Origin of the sequence: Pseudomonas sp. IT-P100, assembly GCF_949767185.1 — a bacterium.
Lineage (GTDB): Bacteria > Pseudomonadota > Gammaproteobacteria > Pseudomonadales > Pseudomonadaceae > Aquipseudomonas > Aquipseudomonas fluorescens_B.
Window position 1 is genome coordinate 236,242 of sequence record NZ_CATKQK010000044.1, and the last position, 21,552, is coordinate 257,793.

The window sequence follows — 21,552 nt, forward strand, 5'->3', positions numbered from 1 at the left end:
TGAACATCACACAACACCTTCAAGCGGTTTGCGCGCCACCACATTGACCAGGGTTTCTTCCCGTTGGCCAACAGGTTTTGGCTGGCGCAGGCCAAAGCGTTCAAACAGGCCGAAATCCTTGGCGCGACTCCACCACAAGTATGGATAAGACACGTTCTGCGCGCTGAATTCGAACCCTTGGCGACGAATCATCTCAAGGTACTCGGCGGCGCTCTTTTGCACGTGCATCGGATGGCGGAACAGCCAGCGAATCACCCAGGTATCAATGTAAGCCTCGGTGGATTCGGCGAACAGCAGATAACCGCCGGGCTTGAGCACGCGGTAGAACTCGGCCAGTGCCTTGTCCTGCTCCACCAGATGGTGGAAGGTCTGGTGACAGAACAGCAGGTCGACGCTGGCATCCGGCACGGCAAGCGTGGCGCAGTCGCTGCCGACCAACTCCACGTCCATGCCCTGACGGGTGGCTTCTTCGCCGCTCAAGTCGAGGCTGTGCGGGTCGGCGTCCACGCCAATCAGGCGCTGTGGCGCAAAAGTCTGGCGCAGGTACTGGAACGACTTGCCCTGACCGCATCCGGCATCCAGCAACACCGGGTTGCCTGGCAACGGTTCGCTGAACAGGCCGCGCAGGTCATTGATCGCGACGCGCAACACATGGTGCTGCCAGGTGTGGCTGCGCAGGAACCAGAAACCGAACCGGGTCTCTTCGACGTAGTGTTCGCTCAAGTAGCTCACGTAGCGTCACTCGCGCAAATTTCCGAAAGCATGCGCAACCGGCGCTTGGCTTCGCTGACGAACGGATTGCGCTCGTCCCACGCATAACCGGCCAGGATCGAGCTGATCATGCGGCGAATATCCGCCGAGCCGCCCTCGTGATAAATCACGTCCTGGAACGTTCCGGCGTACCAGCCTTCGACATAGCAACGAAACGTATCGACGCCACGCTTGAGCGGTTCGGCGAACTCGGCCTGCCAGTCGACGCTTTCCCCCTGCAACTGACGGTGCAGAACCCCGGCGGCCATGCTCGCCGAACGCATGGCGATGGTCACGCCGGAGGAGAACACCGGATCGAGGAATTCCGCCGCGTTACCGAGCAGTGCAAAACCGGGGCCGTGCAGGGTTTTGACGTTGGCCGAATAGCCGCCGATGGTGCGCGCCGGCGTATCCCACACAGCGTTGCCCAGCACGCCGGAGAGGCTTGGGGTTTCAGCGATAAACCCCCGCAGGCACTCGTCCAGATTGTCCATGCGGCCTTCATAGTGTTCGGCTGCCGCGACAACCCCCACCGAGCAACGGCCGTTGCTGAACGGAATGGTCCAGAACCAGATATCGCGCTGGGTCGGATGGGTGGTGATGAGGATCTTTTCCCGTTCGAATGCCGGGCTGTCGATATGGTCTTCGATGTGCGTGAACACGGCTTGGCGCACTGGAAAATTCGACGGTGCCTCAAGGTCGAGCAAGCGCGGCAGGACACGGCCGTAACCGCTGGCGTCGAGCATGAAGTCCGCTTCGATCGCGTACTCGCTGCCGTCTTCACGACGCACGCCGAGCTGCGGTTTCGCCCGGTCGACATCGACGCTGACGATGGCTTCGCCGTAGCGGATTTCGACACCCTGCAGCGCGGCCTGATCGGCCAGCAGTTTGTCGAAGTCGGCGCGCTGGACCTGGAAGGTGGTCGGCTTGCCGTCACTGAACGTGTCGCCGAAATCGAAAGCGCTATAGCGCTCGCCCCAGGCAAATGCTGCACCGTTTTTCATCTGGAAACCGGCGGCGTTGACGGCATCGAGCATGCCGGCCTCCTCGACGAAATCCAGGCAGTGCGACAGCAGGCTTTCGCCGATGGAAAACCTTGGGAAATGCTGGCGCTCGATCACCAGGACATCATGCCCTTTGCGCTTGAGCAGCGCGGCGGCGATGGCGCCCGACGGGCCGGCGCCGATGATTACTACCTGACGACGTTCCATTTCAACGATTGGCATGGGGGCTCCTTGCCGGGACGGCAGCTTTCAAGGGGATTCGATGCATGCCGACCAATGCCGGCAGCAGTGTCGCGATCAGGCCCATCAACATCAGCGCAAAGTACAGCGGCGGGCTGATGAGCTGTTGTTGCAGCAGCAGGTTGAGAAAGACGATCTCGCTCAAGCCGCGAATATTCAGCAGTACGCTTTCGCGCCAGCGGCTGGCGCCAGCAAACGAAGCGCCGGCCCAGCCGAGCCCCAGCCAGTTGCCCAGCAGTTTGCTGGCAATCGGCAACAGCAGCAGCGCGGCCAGTTGCGCCCAGCTCAGGCTGTCCATGGCGCTGTGGACATTGATCTGCACGATGCCGAACGTGAGGATCAGCGGGATCGCGACCCAGGTTTGCAATCGATTCATCCAGATCGCTTGCACCGGCAACACCAGCGGCACCTTCAGCGCGGCCATGCACAGCAGATAGCCGATGCCGACAATCAGCGCGTTGAGTTTGTAGTGTTCAGCCACCACCAGCAGTGCAAAGAAACACCCGCTGTAGAGTCGTGGCTGGCGCAGGCCGGCAACCCACAACAGTGCGGGCACACAGGCGCAGGCCAAGGGCAGCAGCAGACTGCTCAGGTGCAGGCTGCCCTGGGCAATGGCAAACAGCGTCCAGCAAGTGAGGTCGATCAGAATCGCCGTCTGCACCAGTCGCCGGGTGGCGGTGGTCGGGTAACCGATATGCCGCAAGTACAGATACAACACCGGTATTGCGGTGATGGCGAACAGCAAGCCCACCGCCAGCGAACTGATCCACGGCTGGGGCGGCAGCCACCAGATCGCGGTGGCCAGGCCGCAGGCAAACGGCACGCAGAAACTCGGCAGGGCTATTTTCAGGCTCTGGCGATCAAGGCGCAGGTCGATTACGTCGCTGAGGATGTAACCCAGCAACAGTGCGAAACTCAGGCTGTAGAGGTTTTTCAGCCAGATCGGTGCGACGAGCGTCGCGCCGCTCAACTGCCAGTCGGGTTCGATCCAGAAGTACATCAGCAACGGCAGGCCGACGGTGGCCAGCAACAATTGACTGACGATCGGGATCAAGCCGAAGTGACGCCCGACACGGGTGGCCACGGCGAACAGCGCCAGGGCCATTGCCCAGAACAGCACGACCATCATGCTGCCGACTCCGCGACGCTGGTCGCCTGCACGTGTCGCCCGGCCCACGGCGCGAGCAGGAAGCTGAACGCCAGGCCCAGGCTCACCGACAGTCCGAAGTTGCTCACCGCCGGCGTGCTGGACACCGCCAGCAAACCGAACGACAGCCAGGTGGTCAACGCCGCCAGCAAGGTGCCCAGCAGGCTGACGGCGGCGCCGCCGACCTGTTCGCGCATGAGGATCGCGTAATCGACGCTGATCGCCGTCACCAGCAGCAGGCCGAACAGGCTGAACAACGTCAGTGGCTGTCCGAGCCAGCCAAGACTGGCGAGGCTGCACAGCGCCGCCAGAAGCGGCAGTGAGACGATACGCAACGCGCCGCCGAGGCCGAACGGCAGGATCAACACCAGCACGATCAGCACGCAGGAGGCGAGTTTCAGTTCGGCGGCGCTGATCTGCGTCTCGGCGAAAACCTGGTTCAATTCACCCAGGCGATCCACCAGCTCCACACCCGGCAAATCCAGCGCCTGAACCCGCAGCAGCGCGGGGTTGTTCAGGCCTTGCAGGCTGACCATCGCCGCCACGCCGTCCTCGGTCGGGCCCAGCCACAGTGTGCGATAGGGTTCGGCCAACGGACCGGTCAGCGCGCTGTCGATGTCTTCAACCGGCAATGCCTGCAACTTCGCCAGCTCTGCTTTCAGTGCTTCAAGCGGCACGCCGACGTCGAGCAGCGGTTGCCAGAATTGCGGCAACCTGTTCAGCGCTTCGCGTACCTGATCTTGCTCGCGGGGCTGACTCACCAGTTGGTTGAGCGACAGGTAGCCCTGGAGTTTGTCCAGGTTGACCAACTGATCCAGGCGCTCGCTCAACGCGGTTTGGCGTTCGAGCAGTTCTTGCTGATTGGTGGCCCGTACCAGGAAGAACTGGCTGGTGGGTTGGTAACCGGTGATGCGCGCAATGGTCTGGGCTTCGTCCGTCAATTGCTGCGGCGCGCCGACCCATTGGCGAATGTCGTTTTTGCTGTCGAGCTGCAACAGACCGCCGACGCAGAAGGCGATCAGCAGCGCCAGCAGCACTGGCGTACGGGCGAAGTTCAACAGCCTTTCGCGCAGTGCCAGCAAATATTCGGCGACGCGCAGCGGCCACTGTGCCGGGCGCAAATCCGCACCCTTGAGCAGTGCCGGTAGCAGGCACACCGCTGACAGGTAGGCGCCGATCAGTCCGGCGGCGGAGAACACGGCGATCTGGGTCAGCGCCGGGAACGGCGTCCAGGCCAGCGCGAGGTAACCGATGCAACTGGTGATCAGGCTCAGCGTCAGGCCAGGCAGCGTCAGGCGCAATGCGGGCCAGCTGTGCCAGGGTTTCAGGCTCCAGCTCTTGGACAGATAGTGCAGCGGGTAATCGACCGCGACGCCGATCAGGCTGGAGCCGAGCACCAGCGTCATCACGTGCATATGGCCGAACAGCGCCACACACGCCACCGCGCCGAACAGCATGCCGACCAGAACCGGAACGAACGCCAGCAACACGCGCCAGCGGCGGAAGGCCAGCAGTAACAGCAACAAAATACCGACGGTGGCGCCGCCGCCTACCCAGGTCATTTCCCGAGTTGCCTGTTGTTGACCGGCGGCGGCGTAGAGCAAACCGCTGGCGGCCAGCAGTTGCACGTCGCTATGAGCTGCTTCTTCGCGGCTGTGCTTGAGTAGTTCGGCCACTTGCAGCGGCAGGTTCATGTCGAAGGCATTGCCGGTGGTGCGCGCACGGAGCATCACCCAGCTCTTGCCGTCGGCATCGGCGACCAGTGCGCCGCTGCCGATGTCCAGTTGCACCGAACCGTGCTGCGGCTGGCTGTTCTGGATGCGTCCGGCCAGGCCCAGCCAGTCATCCTGGCTCGGCACCAGGCTGAAACCGGTGAACGGGTCGAACAGCGCCTGCACCCGTTGCTGGATAAAGGCGTCGGGGTGCTCGATCAGTTGCTGTCGATCCGTTGCCGAAAGCATCGCCAGCCGGCCTTGCAGCAATTGCGTGCGCAGCGCCGGCAAGTCGGCTTGCAGGGTCCATTGGACTTTTTCGAACAAACCACTGGCCTGCCATTGCTCGCCCAGTTTCTGCGCCATGGCGACGGCTTGCTGACGATCCTTGTGACCGACCAGCACCAGCATTTCGCGGTTCAGCGGTTCTTGCATGCGTTGCTCGGCGCGCAGCTCCAGCGCGTCCGGTGCCGTGCCCGGCACCAGTTCCATCAGGTTGGCCGACAGCGGTGCGCCGTCACGCCATTGCCAACCGGCAAGCGCGAGCACTGCCAGCAGCAGGATCAGAAACAGGCGTGGAAGCGTGCGTTCACTCGGCAAAGTCATGTTGCTCCGCATCGCTCAACGGTTGGGCGCTGGTGCTGTCCTGCATGCGTAACAGGGTACTGTCGCCCTGGGTTTCCAGCAGTTCGATGCTGTGCACCAGTTCACCACCGGTGATGTTGATCTGATTGAACACTTGCTTGAGCAACAGCGAGCGCGGAATCAGGGTCAGTTTCCAGTTCTGCGCCTCGCCGCTCAGGGACAGTTCGAAGTCCCGTTGCAAGCCGCTGCTGTCGCCTTGCAGCACGGCGAGGAACAAGCGGTTCTGCTCGGCACCGGCACTCTTGCCCGGCAGCATCTGCCAACCGCTGGCGTCACGTCGCGCGATGCCTTTGTCGGTGATGCGGTAATCCTGTTGCAGCGGGGTTTTCAGTAGCCAGAGGAGGCCGTGGTTTTTCGCCAGGACGAAGGTGCCCTTGCTGGTTAACGGCTGGGTCAGGGCGCGCAGGTGTTTTTCCTGGATGAAGTCGCCGTGGATCACATCGGGTCTGGCCAATTGATCGCTAAGCTGTTGCAGATCGAAGGCGTGAACCATCGATGACAACCCGAGCAGCGCCAAAGCAGCGAGGTATCGAAACACCTGTGGCGAGCGAGCTTGCTCGCGCTGGGCTGCGAAGCGGCCCCAAAAACCTGCCAGCCATTTCCCTGTTTGTGAGTGCTGCGCACTCAAGCGCGAGCAGGCTCGCTCGCCACAGGAAACGGGGTTGGCCTCAGAAGAGGTGTCGATATCGGTGTTCATGGCAGCATCCTTTCAACGGCGTCGGTGAACACTTTCGGTGAGGCCATCTGCATCTCGCGGCTGGCCATGTCGACAGCCACCTGCACGGAACTGGCCCGGGTCAAACGTTCACCGGTTTGCAGATCGCTGATCAGGTAATTGATCTTCAACCGGTTCTCCCACTCCACCAGATTCGCCCGTACATTCAGCTTCTGGCCGAACACCGCGCCGCGCACGTAGCGCAATTGCAGGTCGATCACCGGCCAGGCGTAGCCCGATGCAACCATGGCGTCGTAGTTGTGGCCGATCCTGTCCAGCAGCGCGCAGCGAGCGACTTCCAGGTATTTGACGTAATGGCCGTGCCAGACGACGTTCATGGTGTCGACGTCAAAGAACGGCACGAGGATTTCCGTATCGGTGTGAAGCACTCCCTTGCTACGCATGCAGCCTCCAGTGTTGTTCGGCAATCCGTTTCAGGCACAGGCGCAATTCGCCTTCCAGTGCACGGTCTTCGATGACTGGCGGGAAGTCCTTGGCCAGCGCTTCGTGCATGGCGGCAAGGGCGGGTGGCAACGGGCGGGCATTTTCAGCTTTGCTGCGCAGCCACACACCCTGATTGGCGGCGAGCAGCGTGGCGGCGGCGACCTGTTCGGTCAGCTCCAGCACACGGATCGCATCACGGGCGGCGATGGTGCCCATGCTCACCTTGTCCTGGTTGTGGCATTCGGTGGAGCGGGAGAACACGCTGGCCGGCATGGTGTTTTTCAATGCTTCGGCGGTCCAGGCGCTGGTGCCGATCTGCACGGCTTTGAAGCCGTGGTTGAGCATCGCGCGATCCGCCGTGGCGCCGGACAGATTGCTCGGCAAGCCATGGTTGTAACGCTCGTCCACCAACAGTGCGAGTTGACGGTCGAGCAGGTCGGCAACGTTGGCCACCAGGTTTTTCAGGCTGTCCATGGCGAACGCGATGTGGCCGCCGTAGAAATGCCCGCCGTGCAGTACGCGCCCGGCTTCGGCGTCGATGATCGGGTTGTCGTTGGCGCTGTTGAGTTCGATCTCGATAAACGAGCGCAACCAGTTCAGGCTGTCGGCCAGGACGCCGAGCACGTGGGGCGCGCAGCGCAGGGAATAGCGGTCTTGCAAGCGATGCAGCGGCGCGGTCGGTGCGTCGATCGCCAGGTCCTTGCGCAGCCACGCGGCGACTTGCATCTGCCCCGGATGCGGTTTGGCGGCGAACAGGCGCTCGTCGAAGTGCTCCGGATTGCCTTGCAGCGCGACCACGTTCAGCGCGGTGATTCGGGTGGCCAGTTGCAGCAAATAATCGGCGCGGGCGTAGGCCAGGCAGGCGAGGCCGGTCATCACGGCGGTGCCGTTCATCAGTGCCAGGGCTTCTTTCGGGCGCAGAACCAGCGGTTCCCAACCCAGTTCGCGATGCACGTCCGCGGCCTGGCGGCGTTCGCCGCGGAACATCACTTCGCGCTCGCCGGACAAGGTCGCCGCGACATAGGACAGTGGCGTCAGATCACCGCTGGCGCCTACCGAGCCCTCTTCCGGGATCAGCGGCAGGATGTCATGTTCGAGGAACGCTTGCAGGCGCTCCAGCAATTCCACGCGCACCCCGGACACGCCGTGGCACAGCGACTGCAAACGCGCTGCGAGCACCGCGCGGGTGGCCTGGGCGTCGAGCAGTTTGCCCAGCCCGCAACCGTGGAACGTGTACAGATGACGCGGCAACGCCTCGACGTGATGCAGCGGCACCGCGACCACGCAGGAATCGCCGTAACCGGTGGTCACGCCATAGATCACGCCTTCCTTGTCCAGCAGGGAATCGAGGAATCGCGCACCCTTGGCGATGCGCTCGCGGTACGCAGGATCGTCCTGCAACTGCGTCGGCACCTGACGGTTGGCCAGGGCCAGCACGTCTTCGATGCGCAAAGGGAGTTCGCCGAAGGTTACCGGCTCAAGCGTTGGCGTCGTCATCGGTCTTCCAGAAGGGGTAAAAGTTGAACCATTGTTGAGGTGCTTCGAGGCAATAGTGACCCAGGCGTTCGGCGTAGCGGGTCGCCCACTGATGAATGACCTGTTCGCGGTCGCTGCGTTTCCAGGTGATCGCGTCAGCGAACGGTTCCAGGGTCAGCCGGTAATCACCGTCGGGTTTTTTCAGGCACAGCAGCAGGTTGACCGGGCATTTCAACAGCCCCGCGAGCAGCCACGGCCCTTGCGGAAACTTTGCCGGCTGGCCAAGGAAATCCACGGTCACGCTGCGCCCACCGTGCAACGGCACGCGATCACCGGCAATCGCCAGCCACTCGCCGCGCTCCAGGCGCTCGTGCAGTTGCAGCATGATCACCGGGTCCAGTTCGCTGACCTGGATAAGCCGCAGATTGGTCGCCCCGGCTTCGCCCAGCAAACGGTTGAACTGCTCGGCGTGCTTGGTGTGCACCAGCACGTTCATCGTGACCTTTTCGCCGATCTCCGCCAGCGCGCGACACACCTCGAGGTTGCCCAGATGCGCGCCCACCAGCAGTTGCCCGCGGCTGCCGCGCAGCTGATTGCGCAGCAATGCCGGATCGATGATTTCGATCTGCTCGAGGCTCAGCTTGCCGTTCCACACGTCGAGTTTGTCGAGCATCGAATCGGCAAAGGCCATGAACTGACCGAATACGCGCCAGTGGCTGGGGCGTAATTCCTCGCGATGACTCCAGTCGGCGAGGCGCTGCTGGTATTGCCAGGCACTGTGCCGGGCACTGCGACCGAACAGGAAAAAGTACAGGACGATGCCGTACAACAGCGGGCTCAACAGTCGGCGGCCGAGTACCTTGGCGCCGAACGCGGTGAGCTTCATCAGCCAGAAACTGCCGCGCTCCTGGCGGTCGGCCCAGTGTTCCTTGTCTGCGTTGCTGCTCATGCTCGCCACCGTCGCCAAAGGATCACCGGGGCTCGCAGCAACATGCCGAAGAACAGCCGGGTGTGCATGCTCGAAATCAGCACGTTGTCGTGGAACATCCGGAAGTGTGAGACACCGTCCAGCGGGTAGTGCACCTTGGTCGGCAGCCACTGCATCGGCTGATTGCGCCAGGCCAGGCGCACCAGAATGTCCGAGTCGAAGTCCATGCGCTTGCCGATTTTCGCCGAGTCGATCAGCGCCAGGGTTGGCGGTAATGGATAGACGCGGAAGCCGCACATGGAGTCGCGAATCTGCAGCGACAGGGTGTTGATCCAGACCATTACGTGCGTCAGGTAGCGGGCGTACAGACGACCTTTCGGCACGCTGGCATCGTATTGCGGATAGCCGCAGATCACCGCGCGCGGATGGGCGCGTGATTGTTCGATGAACGTCGCGATGTCTTGCAGGTCGTGCTGACCGTCGGCGTCTACCTGCAAGGCATGGCTGAAGCCCAGGCGCGAGGCTTCGCGCAGGCCGGTCATGACCGCGCCGCCCTTGCCCTGATTGGCGGCGAGGCGGATCAGGTAAACCATCTCGCGTTGGGCCAGTTGATCGAGCACCGCCGCGCAGGCCGGGTCGCTGGCGTCGTCGACCAGAATGCATGGCAAGTTGCTTGCGATCACTGCGTCGACCACGGTGGTGATCGCGGTTTCGTGGTTGTAGACCGGGATGATTGCGCAGGGGTTATGCATGATGTGGAACCTGCGCAAAACCCCTGTGGAAAGAGCGCTTGCTCCCGCTGGGCTGCGAAGCAGCTCCAAAACTGATTAGTGCTGACATCAAGGCGACTGCTGCGCAGTCGAGCGGGAGCGAGCTCCCTCGCCACAGGTTAAGCATTGCCTGCAGCCTCCAGCAAAATCCGCCCGCTGGAGCAGGTGGCGGTCTCGTTGCGATAGGCGAAATACAGCTTGCTGCGCACCGGATCGAAGCGCAGGTGTAACTGGATTTCATCGCCCGGACGCACCAGTTGCTGGAATTTCAGCACTTCCATGCCGGCGAACTTTTCCGGCAGTTTCATCAATTGCTGACCAAGGTTCAGTGCCCATTCCACCTGCACCACACCGGGCAGAACCGGCGCCTGGGGGAAGTGGCCACTGAAGTAGGCGAGGTCCGGTGGTATCGCCAATTGCAGGCTCCACTCACCATCGACTTCGACCTGCTCCAGCACTTGCGGCGCTTTCGGGCGCGGCGCCAGCAGCAAGGCTTCCACCTCGGCCTGAGGCAGTTTGCCTTGAGTGTTGAGCGGCAGTTGCCGCAGCAAACGCCAGCGTCGAGGCAGGGCGAGGGCTTCGCAATGCTGGCTGAGGTGTTGGCGCAGTTCCTGAGTGAGGGTGCGTCGGCCCTGATTGCGCAAGGCATGCAAACCCGATTCGCTGAGCACCAGCAATGCACCCAGCGAGGCACGATTCTCCTGAACCACGCCGAGGCGCGCTTCCGCGATCCATTCGTGGGCCATCAGCGCCTGCTCCAGCATCGGCAGCGAGATACGTTTTTCTTCCAGTTTGACGATCCGGTCCAGCCGCCCGAGCAGTTCGAAGCGGCCGTCGGCGGCGATTCGCGCCGCATCCGCAGTGTGTTCGATGTGACCGGGCGGCAAGTATGGCGACGCAATGAGCAGCGCGCCGTCGCTGTCCTGGCTCAATTCGATGCCGGCGAAGGCTTGCCAGAGAGTGTTGCCCTGACGCCAGGCGATGCCACCGGTTTCCGAACTGCCGAAGATTTCCGTCGGCCACTGTTGCAGCCGTTGTTGAAGGCTTTGCGCTGCCTCGGCGGGTAAAGCGCCGCCAGAGGAAAACACCCGGCGAACCGCGCTCAGCGCCGGCCAGTCAAGGTTGTCGCCCATGCGCTTGAGCAGCGCCGGGCTGGCAACCCACGCAAAGGTCGGGTGTTTGCGGCTGGCGCGTTGCAAATCTTCTGGAAAGGCCAGTTGCTTGCGCACGAATGAGCGCCCGGCGCACAGCGGCCACAACACCCGAAACAGCAGGCCGTAGATGTGCTGGGTGGCGACGCTGCCAATCAGGCACGCCTCGCCCAGATCGGCACCCCAGAGCTGCTCCAGCGCTTCGACTTCATTGGCCAGTTGGCGCAGGGTCTTGTCGATGCGCTTGGGTTCGCCGCTGGAACCGGAGGTGCACAGGCTTAGCGTGCAGCGATCCAGGTCCAGGGCCGCGGCGGTCAGTGACGCGTGGCGATAATCGCTGAGGTGCGCATCATCGGCCTGATCCGTCAGCCACAGGTCGACTTCGCTCGACCAGCGTTGACGCGTTTGCGGTTGCAGGTCGGCAGGCAGCAGCACGCTGACGCCGGCGCGCCAGGCACCCAGCAGCGCAATTGCCAGGTCGGCGGCATCCTCAAGGTGCACGGCAATGCGCTGCACGCCCTGCGTTTGCAGGCCGGCGGCCAGACTCAGGGCCTGTTCGCACAGTTGTGCGTGATTCAGCACCGGATCAGCCGTCACAGCACGTTCCGGTTGAGCCTTGAGCAACAATTGCTCAAGTTTTATCCAATTCATGGGTGGCCTCGTACCCGTTGTCGTATAAGCCATTCAATGGCAAACATCAGGCCGATCAATCCATAGGAGATCAGGCCGGTGTACAACATCCACCAACTCAGCGGCGCCCAGAGGGTCAGGGCTGCAGCGCACAAACCGTTGCAGAGAAAAAACACACACCAGGCAATGGTGACCTGGCGGGTATAGCGAATTGCCTTGGCCGGCAAGCGTGGCTCACGCAGGCGGGCAAGGCGTTCGATCATCGGCGGGCCATATTTCAAACTCAACCCGAACAGCATCAGCATGAAGCCGCTGATCAGCACGGGGTACCAGCGCAGCATGGCGGGGCTGTCGAACAGTGCGAGCAACAGGCAAAACACGATGGCGATGGTGGCCATCCACCGGTTTCCCGGTCGGCGCACGCCCGTCAGCGCCCGAGCCAGCCACAGGCTGCCCAGCAGCAGACCGAACTGCCACGGGGCAAAATGTTCCATGCCGAAATACACCGCAAAGGGGTACAGCAGGCCCGCCAGCAGCAGGCCAAGGCCGATCACTCGGCTCATGCAGCGGGTTGAACCAGACGGTAGACCGCCTCGACCACGTCGCTGACGGTACGCACCGTTTTGAATTCTTCAGCGGCGATTTTCTTGCCGGTCTGGCGCTTGATGTGGTCGATCAGGTCGACCGCGTCAATGCTGTCGATTTCCAGGTCCTGGTACAGGTTGGATTCGAGGCTCACACGCTCGGGGTCCAGCTCGAAGAGTTCTACCAAGGCATCGCGCAGGGTGTTGAAAATGTCATCACGAGTTTGCATGGTCCGGTCTCAAGCTGCCTGTTTTGCGGTGACGAACGCCGCAAGGCTCGCCACGTTGCTGAAGTGATTACGGGTGTCCTTGGCGTCGGCGTCGATTTTGATGCCGTACTTTTTCTGGATCGCCAGGCCGAGCTCCAGGGCGTCGACGGAGTCCAGGCCCAGGCCTTCGCCAAACAAAGTCTGGTTATTGCCGATGTCGTCGACGCTGATGTCTTCGAGGCCCAGGGCTTCGATAATCAGTTCTTTGATTTCACGGTGCAGATCGCTCATCTTCGGCGAGCTCCTTAATAAAGTAGTGATGCAAGTAATCATTGAGCTTGCGCGAGGCTTGAGGCGCGGGCCCTTGCACGGCGAAGGCCTGTGGGTCTATATCGGCCCCGACCCGAAAACTGAAGTGCACGCGGCGTTTGGGGATCCGATACCAGGGTTCGGCCTTGGTCAACGTGGTCGGGCTGACCTTGATGACCACCGGGGTGAGAATTTTCGCACCGCGCAGTGCGATCGACGCCGCACCCCGATGAAAGGAGGGCGTTTCACCGGGCTGGGTGCGGGTGCCCTCCGGAAAAATGATCAGGGTCTGGCCGCTTTTCAGTGCGTCGGCCGCCGCATCGAGCATGTCCATGCTGCCGTCGTTGCTGATGTATTCGGTGCGGCGTAGCGGGCCGCGGGTAAAGGGGTTTTCCCAAAGGCTGCTTTTGACCACGCAGTTGGAATGGCGTACGAGGCCGATCAGGAACACCACGTCGATCAGCGACGGGTGATTGGCGATGATCATCTGCCCGGGGCGGCCGAGTTTTTCCGCGCCCTCAATGTCGTAGGTCAGCACGCCGGTACGGGCCATGAACCGGACGAAAAACCAGAAACAGCGACTGACGGTTTGCCGCGCGCGTAGCCGGTGCGTCTGTGCGCTGCCGGGCAGGCAGCCCAGCACCGGAAAAACCACCAGGCGCAGGCACAGCCCACCCAGTCCGAAGAGGGTGAAACTAGCGGCGGTGGCCAGCAAACGCCAGTAATAGGCGTCGCGGTTTTTTTCACTTACAGGTTGCGTTGCCAGGTCCATACACGATTTTTCCAGGCATGTTGGCAGGTGGTCTGCTGGCCTAGCAGGGTACGCAAGAGATTCAGGGCATGGGGCCAGTGGGCTTTGGACAACTCATCCGAAGTGCTGTTCAGGGACAACTGCCAATCGTTGCCGGGTGTCAGCAACAAACCCACCGCGTAGGGAAAGGGCACGTCGTCGATCCAGTCCGAATAGGCTTCGGGAGGCTGTTCTTCGGTGACCACCAGCAGAACCGCGGGCGCGCCTTCGGCAAGCAGTGCCGCCGCCTCTAGCATGCCGTGTTCAAGGCCATCGCCGGCGGCGGCCAGGGCGGTCATTTCACTGGTTTCGCCACGCATGATCGACCACAGGCCGATGACCGCGTTATGCACGGACAGGCTGAACTGGGTCGGCGACAGTGGCTGATCGGCGGCCAGATCACTGAGGATGTCGAAGGTGCGCGGGGTTTCGCCGTGGCGGGAAATAAAGACCAACGGTAGATCAGGGCGACCATCGGCCAACGGCCAGCCGACACTGAACGCCATCCGCGCAAGACGGCTGAGCCGCCGCCGCTGCATGGCCGGCAGAAACGAGACGTCGGGGGCAGCATCGCAGCTTGGCAGCGCGACCGGTTGTCGGCTCCAGGCCTGCCAATCGTCCACGCTTTCGAGCCCAGGGGCCCACGCGCGCCATTGGGCGATGTTGAAGTTGATCACAGGCATTCATCCCGCCCCTGCGGGCTTTCTTGACGCGACGAGGCGCGAAAACGCGACTCACCTTACGTGACGCTTAGCGTCGAGTGGCGCGCATTATCCCGGTGCGGCGGGCGTGTAGCAAATGCTGGTTACATTTTGCACAACGAAATGTACCGATTGGTCCGTGAGTGGATGTCGTTTGGCCATTATCCACATCGGGTCGCGGATGTCTGTCGGCTCCGGGAGCCTTTTTCTTGACGAGATGGCGGCTTTTTCAGTGAGCGTTTGCACCTGACTGTGTAGTCCTTGTGCCGGCGAGGTAGCTAAGCGACGCCGTGGACTACTACACTCGGTCATTCTTTGATACACGGAGGTTTTGACATGCGGCGCGTGGTATTCAATCAGAAAGGCGGCGTAGGCAAATCCAGCATTGCCTGCAATCTGGCGGCGGTCAGTGCCAGCGAGGGCTATCGAACCCTCCTGGTGGATCTCGACGCTCAGGCCAATTCTACCCAGTACCTCACCGGGCTCACCGGTAATGACATTCCGATGGGTATTGCCGACTTCTTCAAGCAGACACTGTCTTCGGGGCCGTTCTCGAAGAAAAACCAGGTCGATATCTACGAAACCCCGTTCGACAACCTCCACGTCATCACCGCCACTGCCGAGCTGGCCGACTTGCAGCCCAAGCTTGAGGCGAAACACAAGATCAACAAGCTGCGAAAATTGCTCGAGGAACTGGACGGCGATTATGACCGGATCTACCTCGACACCCCGCCAGCGCTGAATTTCTATGCGGTTTCAGCGTTGATTGCCGCTGATCGGGTGCTGATTCCGTTCGACTGCGACAGCTTCTCGCGTCAGGCGCTGTACGGCCTGCTGGCGGAAATCGAAGAATTGAAGGAAGACCATAACGAAGGGCTGGAGGTCGAGGGTATCGTCGTCAACCAGTTCCAGGCCCGCGCCAGCCTGCCGCAGCAGATCCTCGATGAGCTGATTGCTGAAGGTTTGCCGGTGTTGCCGGTGTATTTGGCGAGTTCGGTGCGCATGCGCGAATCGCATCAGGCCAACACACCGCTGATCCATCTTGATCCACGGCACAAGCTGACCCAGCAATTCGTCGAGCTGCATAACCTGCTGGAAAACGCCTGATTCGCGCAAACGACGCCGGCCATTGTGGTGATATTAAATCCCCTGGCTACGTAACCAGCTCATCAACTGCGGCAACGGAAAGGCCCCGCTCTGGCGCGCCACTTCCCGACCGTTCTTGAACAGAATCAGGCTCGGAATCGAGCGAATCCCCAACTGCGCCGACAACTGCTGGTTGGCCTCGCTGTCCAGTTTCGCCAACCGGCACTTGCCCGCCAGCTGACTGGCTGCCTGCTCGAACACGGGCGCAAACGACTTGCACGGCCCGCACCAGTCCGCCCACACGTCCACCAGCAAGGGCAAATCACCCTTGATCTGGCTGGCGTAATCGCCTTGTTTCAGCTCGAACGGTTTGCTCAGCAGGACTTCGCCCTTGCAGCGGCCACATTTCGGATGGTCGCCGAGGCGCTCGGCGGGTATGCGGTTGAGGCCGTTGCAGTGGGGGCAGGGGATGAGGAGTGGGGCGGTCATGAGGGTGGTCCTTTTAAGAAGCCGTCCCCCTGATTTGGAGACGTTTGCTCATATTTTCAACCGTTCGAACAATCGCAGCGAATCTACGCTAGGAGAACGCTGGCGCGCCGCCGGTCGGCTGAAGATTATCGCAACTTGCGATATTCACTCCTTGTGGTTAACTCATCCATAGCCAATGCGATAAGGAAATTGCATGCGTGTGTTTTCTGAAAAACGAATATGGGATTCAAAGGAAAAATGGCCAAATTCAGCAACTGCGCTTGACCATTGGTATCGACTGCTCAAGCGAAATAGTCCTTGTGATTTTGCCGCCATGAAGTCGTTGTTTTCTGCGACCGACAAGGTTGGGGAGTTACATGTATTCGATATCGGGGGAAATAAGCTGCGCTTGATTGCATATGTCAGGTACCGGAGCCAAAAGCTGTACATCAAGCACGTACTGGATCATCGCGAATATGACCGAGGAAAATGGAAGGAGGGAAAAGAATGAGTGCATTGATCAAACAGGCGGCTGAGCACTGGGAGTTTGTTTCACCCTTGTTGCGGAAGCCGAAAAACGAAGACGACTACGACAGGCTTGTTCTTGCGCTCGATGAGTTGCTCGAAATAACAGGTGATGACGAGTCGCATCCTCTAATGAGTCTTGTCGACATCATCGGAGACTGGATAGAGGAATGGGATCACAAACATCACCCTATGCCCGAAGCCAGTGGTGCTGATGTTCTTGGTTACATGATGCGCGAGCACGGTTTGACTCAGAGCGATCTGCCTGGTGTTGGCACTCAATCGGTGGTGTCCGAAATCCTCAGCGGCAAGCGTCAGCTCAACCTGCGACAGATCCGTTGGTTGGCCGAGCGCTTCGGTACGTCAGTGGAAACCTTTATCTAGCCAGGTTCAGGAAGAACAACTGATCTCCAAATGCTTCCCCCACTCCGGCGGCCGCTCGGCATAGCTTTCCTTCCCCGGCTGCTCCTCGAATGGCTTGCTCAGTACCGCATGCAGCCGGCGAACTTCTGAGTAGTCGCCGCTTTCCGCCGCGTCGATGGCTTTCTGCGCCAGGTAGTTGCGCAGGATGTAGAGCGGATTGACCGCGTGCATCCGTTGGCGGCGCTGTTCCTGATCAGCTTCACCTTCGCGTGCAACACGGGCGACATAGCGCTCGGCCCAGGCATCGAAGCCCTTGATGTCGACGAAGTCGTCGCGCAACCGGGCCACGGCCGGTTCCGGTGATTCATCACCGAGGCGGCGGAAGAACAAACTGTAGTCGACGCCGCTGTTCTGCATCAGTTGCAGCAGCTGTTCCAGCAGTTTCTGGTCGTCGTCTTCGGCGGTGGTGAACCCGAGGCGGCGGCGCATCAGGTCCAGATAGTGAGCCTGGAACAGCGGCAGGTACAGGCCCAGGGTTTCACGCAGGGCCTCGACGCTGATGAACGGCGTCAAGGCTTGAGCCAAAGCGCTGAGGTTCCACTGACCAATCGGCACCTGGTTGCTGAAGGAGTAGCGGCCCTGGTCATCGGAGTGGTTGCAGATGAAATTGGCGTCGAAATCGTCGAGGAAGGCGAACGGGCCGAAATCGAAGGTGATGCCGAGGATCGACATGTTGTCGGTGTTCATCACGCCGTGGCAGAAACCATAGGCCTGCCATTTGGCGATGAGCTCGGCATTGCGCTCGACGATTTCGCGGAACATCGCCAGATAAGGTTCGGGCTGTTCGAGGCATTCGGGGAAGTGCAGGGCCAGCACGTGCTCGCCGAGTTCTTTCTGTTTCTCTGGGCGTTTGGTGTAGTAGAAATATTCGAAATGCCCGAAGCGCACATGGCTCGGCGCCAGGCGCAGGACCATGGCGGCGCGCTCCTGTTTTTCGCGCCACACCGGCGTGTCGGAGCCGATCACGCACAACGCGCGAGTGGTCGGGATGTTCAGTGCATGCAAGGCTTCTGAGGCGAGAAACTCGCGGATAGACGAACGCAGTACCGCGCGTCCATCGCCCATGCGCGAAAAAGGCGTCTGGCCGGCACCTTTGAGGTGCAGGTCCCAATGTTCGCCGGCCTCGTTGTAGACCTCGCCCAGCAACAGGCCGCGACCATCGCCCAGCTGCGGGTTGTAGGAACCGAACTGATGCCCGGAATAGACCATCGCCCGAGGCACCGCATCGGCCCAGAGCTTGTGGCCGCTGAACAGCTCGGCAAACTCCCCGGTTTCGGCCACGGCCGGATCAAGGTCGAGCAGCGCCATGGCGGCAGGGCTCGCGACTACGAGGCGCGGGTTGTCGATGGGCTCGGGCAGCACGTGGGCGGAAAACGTATCGCCCAGGCGATCGAAGCGGTTATCGAAGGTCAGTTCGTCGAGGGCTTTCACCGGCCATCTCCAGCAGAATGTCCGAGCATTCTGCTAGGGACGGGGCGGTTAGTCGAGCTTGGCGGCTGGTGGCTCTTGCGGTGGTTTGCCATCCACCAGCGGCACGATGGTTTTGGTTTCCGACTCGACCGGCACCATTTTGTATTCCTGGCCGTGCAGGTTCTTCAGGTAAACCTCCATCTGCCGGAACGAGATGTTGATGTGCTGTTTCTTGAACTCGCGGTTGATGAAGCGGTTGACCTCATCGAGCACCGGGTTACGGTCACCGAGGTCGCGCACATGCATGCGTAGCTCGTGGTCGAGGGTACTTTCGCCGAAGTTCAGGAAGTACACGTGGGGTTCGGGGTCTTTCAAGACACGCGGATTGTCCCGGGCAGCCTTCAGCAGCAGTTCTTTCACCAGGTCCAGGTCCGAGCCGTAATCGACGCCGAGCTTCAAGGTCACCCGGGTGATGGTGTCGGTCAGGGACCAGTTGATCAGTTGCCCGGTAATGAACGTCTTGTTCGGGACGATGATGTCCTTGCGGTCGAAGTCGGTGATGGTCGTGGCGCGGATGCGAATCTTGCTCACCGTGCCCGACAGGTTGCCGATGGTGATGGTGTCGCCGATCCGTACCGGGCGTTCGAACAGGATCATGATGCCGGAAATGAAGTTCGCAAAGATCTCCTGCATCCCGAAACCAAGACCGACCGAGAGCGCCGCCACCAGCCATTGCAACTTGTCCCAGCTCACGCCGAGGGTCGACAGGGTCGAGACAAAACCGACGCCGGCGATCACGTAGGACAGCAACGTGGTCGTGGCATAGGCGCTGCCCTGGGCCAGGTTCAGCTTCGACAACACCAGGACTTCCAGCAGCCCCGGCAAGTTGCGCGCGAGGGCGAAGGTGATGCCGATGATGATCAGCGCACCGAGCATGTCGCCGATGCTGATCGGCACCATGCTCATGTTGGCGCCGGTGCCGCTGGTGTATTCGTAGAGGGTGATGTTGTCCAGGTACGAGAACACCGAGATAAGGTCAGACCAGACCCAGTACAGCGCGGCCATGAACCCGCCGAGTAGCGCCAGACGAATCAGGCGCAGGGACTGTTCATTGACCTTTTCGATGTCCAGGGTCGGCTCTTCGATCACTGCTTCGCCGTCGCCAGCCTCTTTGGCGGCCTGACGTTTGGCCAGCGCCCGCTGATAGGCCAGGCGCCGTGCGGCAACACTGAGCCCTCGGACGAAGGTGGCTTCGATCACCAGCCAGAACATCAGCAGGTAAAGGGTGTTGATCAAGCGGTCGCTGAGTTTCAGCGCGGTGTAGTAGTAGCCAAAGCAGACGGCGACGAACAACGCAATGGGCAACGCGGTGAACAGGATGCCCACCGCCTTGCGGAACAGTGAGGCGTTCTGGTGCGTCGGGCTGCTGATCAGCAGGCGACTGAGCAACCAGGCCATCAGTGCGTAGCAGGTCAGTACCACCGGCATGCCGAGCACGTCATCGGCCAGTGCTGCCGGTTGCAGCTCGGCAACCGCCACCACGGCGACCAGGGCCATCACCACCAGACCCAGTCGGCGGACCCAGCCCTGGAGGAATTCGACCTGGGGTTTTTCCCAGCGGAAATGCAGTTCAGCGACGCCGCCCGGCGCGAGGATCCGGTAGGCGGTGTAGAACACCAGCCAGGCCTGGGCCATCTGCAACAAGGCCGAGCCCATGTTGGCGTTCTGCCCGCGAGCGTCGATCTGCAAGGCCAGGCCGCACAAGGCCAGGCCCAGTGCGACCGGCATGGCCAGCAGAATATTGATCAGAATCGCCTGCGGCGTGTGCAGCTGGCTGTCACGCTTGAAGTGGCCGATGTCCTGGTGAACCTTGTTCAGTCGGGCGTACAGGCTTTTGCGACGCCACAACAGGGCGCCGATCAGCAGAACCAACGGCAGGAACAGCAGCGGTCGCTGTGTCAGGCCGTCGATCAGTTCGCTCACGCTCGACGCCAGCGGCAGGGTCGCGATCTGGCGTTGCAGACGCTCCGGCACGCCGCGCATCCATTCCGGATCGAGCGGCTTGTTGCTCGGAATCCAGAACATCTGCTCATCGAGGGTCGCCCGCAGGCTTTGCGCGGTACTGAGCAGCTGTTTCTGATTGAGTTGCAGCGTGATCGATTCGTTGAGCACCGCGCTGAGTTCGCGGTTCAGCCGCTCCAGCAGGTCGGCGCGGGTCGTGGCCAGTTCCAGCAGGCTCTTGCGCAGTTGCGGGGTGACTTGCTCGGGAGGTTGGGTCGAGAGCAGGTTGTCGACGTAGGTCGCCGGGTTGCTGAGCAGTTCCCGTTGCTGGCTGACTTCGAACTGATACAAGCGGATATCGGCGATCTGGTCGGCCAGGTCACGGTCAAGCTTGAGGCGCGGCAGGCCCTGTTTCTGTTTGTAGAGAATCTTCGACAGCAGCAGGCTGCCCTTGAGCACGTTGATTTGTTCGTCCAGGGCCGAATCGCTCTGGGTCACGTTGTCCAGCTGCTGCTTGGTTTGCAGGTTCTGCTGGGTGACGACGTTCAAGCGGTCAGTGCTTTTGAGCAGATAGTCGGAAAGCTTCAGATTGGCCGCGCTTTCGGTGGCTAGCAGGGCGCTGCTGCCGGATTTCTGAGCCTCGATGGACTGCTGCGTCACGGTTTCCTGAGACTGGGCCAGGCGTTTCTGGTTGATCAGGGTTTGCAGCTCCTGGATCTCCCGGTCCAGGCGATCGGTTTTTTCCGTCAGCAAGTCATGCTGGCTGTTGCCCAGATCCTGCAACTGGCTGTTGCCGGCCAGTTCCTGGCGGCGCAGCGGGATCAGCGCGTTCAGTGCGGCCAGCTCGGCATTGAGCAGGTCACGCTGTTCGCCGCTCAAGGTCTTGCCGTTGTCCTTGCCAGCCTTGAGGATGTTGTTGATCTGCTGGATGCGCGTCTGGCTGGTGGAAATTTCAGCCTGGGCGCGCTCGGGCCGGGTCTGGGCGGTAATGACCAGGCTGTTCGCTTCGGCGAGGGCTTTTTGCATGTCGCTTTGCTGGGTCGAACGCTCGGTGAGCATCTGCTCCAGCTGCTGAATGGACTCTTTGCTATAGCGTTGCGCCACCGGCGTCACGTTGGTGGCCTTGAGGCGAGTCAGTTCGCGCTGGTTCTCGATGTTCTGCTTCGGCGCCGTGGCGAGTTGCTGCTTGAGATCGGTCAGCTTCCGCTCGTAATCACGCTTATTCTCGAGCTGGGTCAGCGTGTTCTGCAGGAGGGTCTGCAGGGCCTTTTGGTCGGCTTCCGGCAGTTTGCGCTCGGCAATCTTGTCCAGGTTTGCCTGCACGGCTTCGCTGGACGGCGGTTCGGCCGCTTGCAACGTACCGACAGAAAGACTCAAGCCCAGCAGGGCCATGATGAAAAAGGTGCGCAGGGTTGACATAGAGACCGATCGAAA

21 protein-coding genes are annotated in these 21,552 nt (G+C 61.2%); 3 read left to right on the forward strand and 18 right to left on the reverse strand.

Annotated features, from left to right (window positions below; all coding sequences use genetic code 11):
* Window positions 1-6: 6 nt before the first annotated feature.
* The 15 genes from ACM6IQ_RS23345 to ACM6IQ_RS23415 form a co-directional block, all read right to left on the reverse strand.
* Window positions 7-732 carry a class I SAM-dependent methyltransferase gene (locus tag ACM6IQ_RS23345; RefSeq protein ID WP_414879957.1) on the reverse strand — a complete coding sequence of 242 codons (726 nt, stop codon included), beginning with the start codon at window positions 730-732 and terminating at the stop codon, window positions 7-9.
* Window positions 729-1,976, reverse strand: a complete 1,248-nt coding sequence (locus ACM6IQ_RS23350) for an NAD(P)/FAD-dependent oxidoreductase (RefSeq protein ID WP_414879958.1) — start codon at window positions 1,974-1,976, stop codon at window positions 729-731. Before ACM6IQ_RS23350 ends, ACM6IQ_RS23345 begins: the two co-directional genes overlap by 4 nt.
* Complete coding sequence (locus tag ACM6IQ_RS23355; RefSeq protein WP_414879959.1) at window positions 1,963-3,123, reverse strand: sodium:proton antiporter; 1,161 nt, start codon at window positions 3,121-3,123, stop codon at window positions 1,963-1,965. Before ACM6IQ_RS23355 ends, ACM6IQ_RS23350 begins: the two co-directional genes overlap by 14 nt.
* Window positions 3,120-5,459 (reverse strand): MMPL family transporter, encoded by a 2,340-nt coding sequence (locus ACM6IQ_RS23360; protein ID WP_414879960.1) that lies wholly within the window; start codon window positions 5,457-5,459, stop codon window positions 3,120-3,122. The genes ACM6IQ_RS23355 and ACM6IQ_RS23360 overlap by 4 nt, the downstream gene beginning before the upstream one ends.
* Window positions 5,443-5,991: an outer membrane lipoprotein carrier protein LolA gene (locus ACM6IQ_RS23365; protein ID WP_414879997.1), complete on the reverse strand. Its 549-nt coding sequence runs from the start codon at window positions 5,989-5,991 to the stop codon at window positions 5,443-5,445. The genes ACM6IQ_RS23360 and ACM6IQ_RS23365 overlap by 17 nt, the downstream gene beginning before the upstream one ends.
* 200 nt (window positions 5,992-6,191) lie before the next feature.
* The gene (locus ACM6IQ_RS23370) at window positions 6,192-6,617 is read right to left on the reverse strand and encodes an acyl-CoA thioesterase (RefSeq protein WP_017336160.1); all 426 of its coding nucleotides are present in this window, start codon (window positions 6,615-6,617) and stop codon (window positions 6,192-6,194) included.
* A complete protein-coding gene (locus tag ACM6IQ_RS23375) occupies window positions 6,610-8,154 on the reverse strand; it encodes an HAL/PAL/TAL family ammonia-lyase (protein ID WP_414879961.1) in 1,545 nt (514 codons plus the stop codon). The genes ACM6IQ_RS23370 and ACM6IQ_RS23375 overlap by 8 nt, the downstream gene beginning before the upstream one ends.
* Window positions 8,135-9,082, reverse strand: coding sequence for a glycosyl transferase (locus ACM6IQ_RS23380; RefSeq protein ID WP_017336162.1), 948 nt, complete (start codon window positions 9,080-9,082; stop codon window positions 8,135-8,137). Before ACM6IQ_RS23380 ends, ACM6IQ_RS23375 begins: the two co-directional genes overlap by 20 nt.
* Window positions 9,079-9,813, reverse strand: a complete 735-nt coding sequence (locus tag ACM6IQ_RS23385; protein ID WP_017336163.1) for a glycosyltransferase family 2 protein — start codon at window positions 9,811-9,813, stop codon at window positions 9,079-9,081. The genes ACM6IQ_RS23380 and ACM6IQ_RS23385 overlap by 4 nt, the downstream gene beginning before the upstream one ends.
* Window positions 9,814-9,950: 137 nt before the next feature.
* Window positions 9,951-11,633, reverse strand: coding sequence for an AMP-binding protein (locus ACM6IQ_RS23390; RefSeq protein ID WP_414879962.1), 1,683 nt, complete (start codon window positions 11,631-11,633; stop codon window positions 9,951-9,953).
* Complete coding sequence (locus tag ACM6IQ_RS23395) at window positions 11,630-12,175, reverse strand: membrane protein (RefSeq protein WP_017336165.1); 546 nt, start codon at window positions 12,173-12,175, stop codon at window positions 11,630-11,632. The genes ACM6IQ_RS23390 and ACM6IQ_RS23395 overlap by 4 nt, the downstream gene beginning before the upstream one ends.
* Window positions 12,172-12,426 carry an acyl carrier protein gene (locus tag ACM6IQ_RS23400; RefSeq protein WP_017336166.1) on the reverse strand — a complete coding sequence of 85 codons (255 nt, stop codon included), beginning with the start codon at window positions 12,424-12,426 and terminating at the stop codon, window positions 12,172-12,174. Before ACM6IQ_RS23400 ends, ACM6IQ_RS23395 begins: the two co-directional genes overlap by 4 nt.
* A 9-nt stretch (window positions 12,427-12,435) precedes the next feature.
* Window positions 12,436-12,696 carry a phosphopantetheine-binding protein gene (locus ACM6IQ_RS23405; protein WP_017336167.1) on the reverse strand — a complete coding sequence of 87 codons (261 nt, stop codon included), beginning with the start codon at window positions 12,694-12,696 and terminating at the stop codon, window positions 12,436-12,438.
* The gene (locus ACM6IQ_RS23410; RefSeq protein WP_017336168.1) at window positions 12,677-13,486 is read right to left on the reverse strand and encodes a lysophospholipid acyltransferase family protein; all 810 of its coding nucleotides are present in this window, start codon (window positions 13,484-13,486) and stop codon (window positions 12,677-12,679) included. The genes ACM6IQ_RS23405 and ACM6IQ_RS23410 overlap by 20 nt, the downstream gene beginning before the upstream one ends.
* The gene (locus tag ACM6IQ_RS23415) at window positions 13,462-14,187 is read right to left on the reverse strand and encodes a beta-ketoacyl synthase chain length factor (protein WP_017336169.1); all 726 of its coding nucleotides are present in this window, start codon (window positions 14,185-14,187) and stop codon (window positions 13,462-13,464) included. The genes ACM6IQ_RS23410 and ACM6IQ_RS23415 overlap by 25 nt, the downstream gene beginning before the upstream one ends.
* A 354-nt stretch (window positions 14,188-14,541) precedes the next feature.
* Between ACM6IQ_RS23415 and ACM6IQ_RS23420 the strand changes: the two genes are divergently transcribed.
* Window positions 14,542-15,312 carry a ParA family protein gene (locus ACM6IQ_RS23420; protein WP_017336170.1) on the forward strand — a complete coding sequence of 257 codons (771 nt, stop codon included), beginning with the start codon at window positions 14,542-14,544 and terminating at the stop codon, window positions 15,310-15,312.
* Window positions 15,313-15,345: 33 nt separating this feature from the next.
* Here the strand turns inward: ACM6IQ_RS23420 and trxC are convergent, their stop codons facing one another.
* A complete protein-coding gene (trxC, locus tag ACM6IQ_RS23425) occupies window positions 15,346-15,780 on the reverse strand; it encodes a thioredoxin TrxC (protein WP_414879963.1) in 435 nt (144 codons plus the stop codon).
* A 193-nt stretch (window positions 15,781-15,973) separates the two neighbouring features.
* Here trxC and ACM6IQ_RS23430 point away from each other — a divergent pair, with 193 nt between their 5' ends.
* On the forward strand, window positions 15,974-16,270 hold the full coding sequence (locus ACM6IQ_RS23430; protein ID WP_017336172.1) for a type II toxin-antitoxin system HigB family toxin: 297 nt from the start codon (window positions 15,974-15,976) through the stop codon (window positions 16,268-16,270).
* Window positions 16,267-16,668, forward strand: a complete 402-nt coding sequence (locus ACM6IQ_RS23435) for a helix-turn-helix domain-containing protein (RefSeq protein ID WP_017336173.1) — start codon at window positions 16,267-16,269, stop codon at window positions 16,666-16,668. Before ACM6IQ_RS23430 ends, ACM6IQ_RS23435 begins: the two co-directional genes overlap by 4 nt.
* A gap of 6 nt (window positions 16,669-16,674) precedes the next feature.
* Here the strand turns inward: ACM6IQ_RS23435 and selO are convergent, their stop codons facing one another.
* Together selO and mscK are read right to left on the reverse strand one after the other, a co-directional pair.
* Complete coding sequence (selO, locus tag ACM6IQ_RS23440; protein ID WP_414879964.1) at window positions 16,675-18,138, reverse strand: protein adenylyltransferase SelO; 1,464 nt, start codon at window positions 18,136-18,138, stop codon at window positions 16,675-16,677.
* 48 nt (window positions 18,139-18,186) lie between these two features.
* On the reverse strand, window positions 18,187-21,537 hold the full coding sequence (gene mscK, locus ACM6IQ_RS23445; RefSeq protein ID WP_017336175.1) for a mechanosensitive channel MscK: 3,351 nt from the start codon (window positions 21,535-21,537) through the stop codon (window positions 18,187-18,189).
* Window positions 21,538-21,552: the final 15 nt, after the last annotated feature.